Here is a 5,677-nt window from a genome sequence, read left to right as displayed (position 1 = left end):
ACGCGCAGTCCGACTTTCGGGTCGCGGATGATTTTCCGCAGCAGTGCCATGGTGCCCTCGACCGTCTCCCCCACCGCCACCCTGATGTTGGCGTTGGCCTTCGCCGTGGCGGCGAGGACGTTGGCCCCGGAGCTGCCTTCGAGCGTGGTGATGGCGACGGTGGTCCGGGTCATGGCGTTGGTCTCGCTGCCGAGCCGGCCGAAGAGCCAGGTGATCGGCGCCCGGAGCAGTGCCACGTTCGCGAACACGGCCCGCAGCGGTGGCGGGGTGTGCGGGCCGAAGCGGCGCAGCATCTCGGCGGTCACCTCCGGCAGCGACTGCGGGAACGGGCTGCGCTCGATCCGGGTGATGGCGCGGGCCAGCCGCGCCGTCGCCCCCATCCGCGGCGGTGTGGAGGCGTGTCCGCCCGGGTCCCGGGTCAGCAGCTCCACGTCCAGGATTCCCTTTTCGGCCACGCCGACGACGGCGGCCGGCCGGTTCACCCCCGGGAAGGCGCCGCCCGCGACGGCACCGCCCTCGTCCAGGACGAGCCAGGGCACCACGCCGCGGCCGGCCAGCAGGTCGGCGGCGGCCGCCGCGCTGTTGCCGGCCGTCTCCTCGTTGTTGCCGAACGAGAAGTAGAGGTCGTGCGCGGGCGAATACCCCGCCAGCAGCAGGCTCTCGGCCGCTTCCAGGATGGCCACGAGCTGGCCCTTGTCATCGAGCGTCCCGCGGCCCCAGAGGAACGTGCCGTCGTTGTGGCCGGAGAACGGTGGGTGTGTCCACTCCCCCGGGTCGTCTGCCGGGACGACGTCGTAGTGTGCCATCAGCACCGATGCCCGGTGCGCGGCCGCCGGGTCCTCCGCTGGTGCGGCGCCGGGCCAGCGGTACAGGAGGGCGTGGCCGTTGACCCGCTCCAGTTCCAGGGCAGCATGGACCGCCGGATACAACCGGGGCAGCGCCGCGATGAAGGCCTCGAACTCGGCTGTTTCCACCCCGGCCCCGGCCTGGGAGGCCCCAGCCCGGCTGGACACGGTCCGGTACGTCACGAGCTCCGCCAGCGACGCCGCCGCGCGCCCGGCGCCCGGCGGGTGCCCGGGGCCGCCCGGTGTTCCGCCGGGGCTCTTGAGGGTATTGCCGGCGGCGGCGTTCTGCAGGGGGTTGCGCATGCGCGAAAGTCTACGGCCGGAGGGTCCGCCGGAACCGGCTATTCGGCGCGCGGGTCCGGCCCCGGAATCCGGGGCACAATTCGGCGCACAAATTTCGGTCTCGGGAAAGCGGATACGCTGGGGGCATGGCCGAACAGAGCATTGACGGAACGCACTTTGGGGATCTGGGCGACGTGGCAGGCATGTCGGCCCTCGATATCGCGGACTGGCGGCTGCGGACCTTTGCCCTTTACGCCACCACGCGGAAGATTGCCGCGGACAGCCCGGCCGAGGCGCATTCCTACTGGCGCCAGGAGCGGGACCGCATGTTCGGCACCCACCCGGCGTCCGCGCTGACGGCCGAGGCCAAGGCCACCTTCGGCGGCCTGAAGACGGCGGACTACGATCCGATCTACCGCTTCCACGTCCCGCTAACCCCCGAGGGCGCCGGGCGGGAGATGAACGTAGAGACCGGGACCGACGGCCTGGTCCGGTTTGTGCGGCTGGGCACCTTCGACCTGCCCGAGATGGGACAGCTCGCGGTCTGGAAGCTCAGGGGCTACGGCGGGGGCATCTTCGTGCCGTTCCGTGACGCCACCGCCGGCCAGCCCGGCGGCAGTTACGGCGCCGGACGCTACCTCCTGGACACCATTAAGGGAGCTTTCCACGGCGTGCGGGGCTCCGGGCCCCAGGCCGAATTCATCCTGGACTTCAATTTCGCCTACAACCCCTCGTGCGCCTACAACGAGGCCTGGGCATGTCCGCTGGCTGGCCCGGCAAACCGGCTGGCCGTGGACATCCCCGTGGGCGAGCTGTACTGAGCGGATGGAGTCCCAGCTCGAACAGCTTGACCCTGCCCCCGCCGTCGTCCTCGGGCCGAAGACGCGCCGGTACCGGGGAGTCCTGCGTTATCCCGTGGTCCGGCAGCTCATCCGGTTCACCGGCGTCGGCATTGTCTGCACCCTGACCTCCCTGGCCCTGTACGCCCTCTCCCGGCCCTGGCTTGGGGCACAGCCGGCCAACGCGGCGGCCCTGATCCTGACGTCGTTCATGAATACCGCCCTCAACCGGCGCCTGACGTTCAAGATCACCGAACGCCGCCGGATGAAGCGCGACCACCTCAACGGCCTGATCGTAATCCTCGTCGCGCTGCTGATCACCGGCGGCAGCCTCGCCGTCCTGCACTGGGTCAACCCGGACGCCACCGTGGCGGAGGAGCTGTGGACCACCACCCTCTCCGGTTTCGCCGCCACCGCCGTGCGGTTCACGATGCTGCGGCACTGGATCTTCCGCCGCGCCCGCCACCGCTAGCTTCATCCACCGCCGGCCGCGCCCGCCTGCCCGAGGGAGCGGACGCCGGCGACGGCGGTGCGGACCGCGGCCGCCGCCTCCTGCAACTGCGCTGCCGTCACGGTCGAGTCGAAGCTGAACCGGACCGCCGTCTGGGCGATCTCGGGCCCGATGCCCAGGGCCAGCAGCACGGGTGAGGGCGCATCCGAGCCGGCGGCACACGCGGAACCGCTGGAGCAGATGATGCCCTGGCGTTCGAGCTCCAGCAGCACGGACTCACCGCTCGTGCCCGGTAAGCAGAAGGATGCCACTGACGGCAACCGCTCGGTGGGGTGGCCGGTAAGCAGCGCACCGGGAACACCGGCCAGCACGGCGCCGATGAACCCGTCGCGGAGGGCAGCGACGTGCCCGGCCGGTTCCCGCGGCAGTGCCAGGGCCGTCGCCAGCGCCACGGCGCCGGCGACGTTTTCCGTGCCCGACCGGCGGCCGCGCTCCTGCCCGCCACCGTGGACCAGCGGTTCAAGCCGGACCCGTCCGCGCACAAACAGCGCGCCGCTGCCTTTGGGCGCGCCCAGCTTGTGGCCGGAAATGCTCAGAGCGTCCACGCCCAGTGCGCCGGTGTCCAGCGGCAGCCAGCCGGCGGCCTGGACGGCGTCGGTGTGGAACGGGACTCCGTGAGCACGGGCCAGCGCCGCGAGCCGGGCGATGGGCTGGACCGTGCCGACCTCGTTGTTGGCGTACATGATGCTGACCAGGGCCGTGCCGGGCTGCAGCACGGCGGCGAGGGCCTCTTCGCTTACCTGCCCGAAGCGGTCCACGGGGATCACGTCGACGGCGAAGCCGTGCACCCGTTCGAGGTACCGGGCGGATTCTTCCACCGCGGGATGCTCGACGGCGCTGATCGCCACCCGGTCCAGGCGCGGATCGGCGGCGCGCCGGGCCAGGGCGATGCCCTTGACGGCGAGGTTGTCCGCTTCTGTGCCGCCGGAGGTGAAGACGACTTCCCCGGGGCGGCAGCCGAGGGCCTTGGCGGTTGCGGCGCGGGCCCCCGCGAGCGCCGCGGCAGCCGCCTCACCCAGGGAGTGATGGCTTGACGGGTTGCCGAATTCGCCCGTGAGGTACGGCCACATGGCCTCCAGCACCTCGCGGCGGACCGGGGTGGTGGCCGCGGCGTCGAGGAAGATCATGGTGCGCCTCAGCCGGCCGCCGGACCGGCGCCGGAGTCGACGGCCGGCTCGACGTCAAGCTCAATGTCCAGGCCGAGGTCCAGGGCCGTGACACTGTGCGTCAGGGCGCCGATCGAGATGACGTCAACCCCGGTGGCCGCGATGTCCGCCACGGTGGAGAGGTTGACGTTGCCGCTGGCCTCGACGCGGGCCCGGCCGCCCACCAGTCCGACGCCGGCCGCGAGCTCGGCCAGGGAGAAGTTGTCCAGCATGATGGTGTCCACCCCGGCGGCAAGGACGGGCTCGATCTGCTCCATGGTGTCCACCTCCACTTCGAAGTGTGTTGTGTGGCCGAGCTGGGCCTTGGCGCCGCGGAGCACTGCGGTCAGCTTCGCCGGGTCGCCGCCGGTGAGCACGGCCAGGTGGTTGTCCTTGGCCAGGACGGCGTCGGAGAGGCTGAAGCGGTGGTTGGCGCCGCCGCCGCAGCGGACGGCGTAGCGTTCGAGCACCCGCAGCCCCGGCGTCGTCTTGCGGGTATCGGTGATCCGGGCCCCGGTGCCGGCCACGAGCGCCACGAACTCGGCCGTTTTGGTGGCGATGGCGCTCATCCGCTGGACCAGGTTCAGGGCGACGCGTTCGGCCAGCAGCACGGCGCGGGCGTTCCCGGTCACGCGGGCCAGGGCGGTTCCGGCGGCGAAGGCCTCGCCGTCGGTGACCAGCAGTTCGACGACGGCGCCCGGGTCGGTCAGCTTCATCGCCGCGGCGAAGACCTCCCCTCCGCTCAGCACGCCGGGAACCCGGGCGTTGAGAACCGCCGTCGCCCGCGCCTGCACGGGGATGAGCACCTGCGAGGTGATGTCCCCGGACGGGGCGTCCTCCTGCAGCGCCGTGCGGAGGACGGCCAGAACGGCGGCCTCGGGCAGGCTCCCGGCGAGCGCCGCGGCGCGGGAGGGCAGGGTTTCCGGGGCAGCGGTTGCGTGGGCAGTGGTGGTCACGAGGAAATCCTTTGCATGGAATGGGTGAGGGCTGAGGCGTCGTCCGTGTCCGCCCGGTAGTGGGCTCCGACGGACTGCGTGCGGTTCAGGGCAGCCGCCACGAGCAGGCGGGCCGCGAGGAGCAGGTTCCGGTCCTCATGGGCATCCTGGCAGAGCCAGTCACTGTGGCCGGAATCGGGAGCGGTCTCAGAATGGACAACGGCGTCCCAGGCCGCAAGCACGGTCTCCGCCTCCCGCAGTTGCTCCCCGCTGCGCATTACCCCGGCGTCCGCCGTCATCAACCGCCGAAGAGCGTCGCGCGAGAAAACCCCGTACGCGGATACCGAGTTCACAAAATCTTCGGACACGCTCGCTAAAGTGTCCTCCCCTGACGTGAAGTCGTGCGACGGCGCTGCGGAAGCGTGCGTCAAGGGGAGGCCGCCCGCGGCCGAGACAGAACGCAGAGCAGTGGTGTCGTGCGACGGGTCGGCGCGCAGGAAGTCCTCGACGGCGCGGCGGCCGAACACCAGGCCCTCCAGCAGCGAGTTGCTCGCCAGCCGGTTTGCCCCCTGCGCCCCGGTGCGGGCGACCTCGCCGGCGGCGTACAGGCCGGGAACGGACGTGCGGCCCCGCAGGTCGGTGCACACGCCGCCCATCCAGTAGTGCGCGGCCGGGGAGACGGGGACCGTTTCTGTGGTCCAGTCGTAGCCGGCGGCGAGGGTGGCCGCCGTGATGGTCGGGAACCGCCGGGCCAGGAAGCCCGCGCCCCGCGCTGCCTCGATGCCGCGGGCGTCCAGGTAGACCGGGCTGTCCGGCGCGGCCCCGGTGGCGGCCAGGTGCAGGGCGATGCTGCGGGAGACGACGTCGCGGGGGGCCAGTTCGGCGTCGGGATGGTAGTCGGGCATGAAGCGGTACCCCGCGGAGTCCAGCAGCACCGCGCCCTCGCCGCGGACCGCTTCGGAGATGAGCAGGGCCGGCGGCCCGCCTGGAATCTCCTCGGCGGCAAGGGTGGTGGGGTGGAACTGGAAGAACTCGAGGTCCCGCACCGCGGCGCCGGCACGCCAGGCCAGGGCCAGGCCGTCGGCGGTGGCGACGGCGGGGTTGCTGGTGCGGGCAAAGA

General features: G+C 71.9%; 6 protein-coding genes. 2 read left to right on the top strand and 4 right to left on the bottom strand.

Annotated elements, in window-relative coordinates; all coding sequences use genetic code 11:
• On the bottom strand, window positions 1-1,148 hold a 1,148-nt coding region (locus Y706_RS26100), incomplete at its 3' end, for a M20/M25/M40 family metallo-hydrolase (RefSeq protein WP_052355095.1).
• 125 nt (window positions 1,149-1,273) lie between these two features.
• Here Y706_RS26100 and Y706_RS0116895 point away from each other — a divergent pair.
• Window positions 1,274-1,948: a DUF1684 domain-containing protein gene (locus Y706_RS0116895; RefSeq protein ID WP_028277528.1), complete on the top strand. Its 675-nt coding sequence runs from the start codon at window positions 1,274-1,276 to the stop codon at window positions 1,946-1,948.
• A gap of 4 nt (window positions 1,949-1,952) precedes the next feature.
• A complete protein-coding gene (locus Y706_RS0116890) occupies window positions 1,953-2,438 on the top strand; it encodes a GtrA family protein (RefSeq protein WP_028277527.1) in 486 nt (161 codons plus the stop codon).
• A gap of 2 nt (window positions 2,439-2,440) precedes the next feature.
• On the opposite strand, the gene Y706_RS0116885 is transcribed toward Y706_RS0116890, so the two are convergent.
• From Y706_RS0116885 to Y706_RS26095, 3 genes are all read right to left on the bottom strand, one after another.
• Window positions 2,441-3,604 carry a cysteine desulfurase family protein gene (locus tag Y706_RS0116885; protein WP_028277526.1) on the bottom strand — a complete coding sequence of 388 codons (1,164 nt, stop codon included), beginning with the start codon at window positions 3,602-3,604 and terminating at the stop codon, window positions 2,441-2,443.
• Between the two features lie 8 nt (window positions 3,605-3,612).
• Window positions 3,613-4,539, bottom strand: a complete 927-nt coding sequence (nadC, locus tag Y706_RS0116880) for a carboxylating nicotinate-nucleotide diphosphorylase (protein WP_043436360.1) — start codon at window positions 4,537-4,539, stop codon at window positions 3,613-3,615.
• A 35-nt stretch (window positions 4,540-4,574) separates the two neighbouring features.
• Window positions 4,575-5,677: FAD-binding protein (locus tag Y706_RS26095; RefSeq protein ID WP_043436352.1), on the bottom strand; the 1,103-nt coding region annotated here is incomplete at its 5' end.

It is taken from the genome of Arthrobacter sp. I3, from assembly GCF_000520575.1.
In the GTDB taxonomy this organism is placed as follows: domain Bacteria; phylum Actinomycetota; class Actinomycetes; order Actinomycetales; family Micrococcaceae; genus Arthrobacter; species Arthrobacter humicola_A.
Note: the sequence above shows the minus strand (reverse complement) of the source record. Positions and strands in the feature narration are given on the sequence as shown.

What these genes read in the sequence shown, in the direction of transcription:
- Y706_RS0116895 (WP_028277528.1), top strand. Translation starts at nt 1,274, where the DNA reads ATGGCCGAACAGAGCATTGACGGAACGCACTTTGGGGATCTGGGCGAC.
- Y706_RS0116890 (WP_028277527.1), top strand. Translation starts at nt 1,953, where the DNA reads ATGGAGTCCCAGCTCGAACAGCTTGACCCTGCCCCCGCCGTCGTCCTC.
- Y706_RS0116885 (WP_028277526.1), bottom strand. Translation starts at nt 3,604, where the DNA reads ATGATCTTCCTCGACGCCGCGGCCACCACCCCGGTCCGCCGCGAGGTG.